This window comes from Halomonas sp. SIMBA_159 (genome assembly GCF_046536035.1).
Lineage (GTDB): Bacteria > Pseudomonadota > Gammaproteobacteria > Pseudomonadales > Halomonadaceae > Vreelandella > Vreelandella venusta_A.
The window spans coordinates 1-275 of sequence record NZ_JAWJBT010000482.1; the positions used below are offsets into that span (position 1 = coordinate 1).

The window sequence follows — 275 nt, forward strand, 5'->3', positions numbered from 1 at the left end:
AAGGCGTTGATGCAGGTGACGTTGTAGCTATAAAAAAAGTTCAAATTGATAAGGATGACACAGGCTTTACATTATATAAAAAAAGCGAGCAATTATGCTATGAAGTTTTAAAAGAAAATATTAATAGTATATTAAATGATTGTAATCAAAGAATTTCACAAGATGAGTTAATAAAAAATGGACATGAGTGCAATGTTTATTTTGCCAAAAGTACTATTGCAAAGAAATTTATTCCTATAACTGATATAGAAAAAAGCGCAAATTATATAAGAGCT

At 27.3% G+C, this 275-nt stretch carries 1 protein-coding gene; it reads left to right on the forward strand.

The annotated features are described in order from the left end of the window. A partial coding sequence (locus tag R0J87_RS20115) for a hypothetical protein (RefSeq protein WP_498888461.1) occupies positions 1-275 on the forward strand: 275 nt, incomplete at both ends.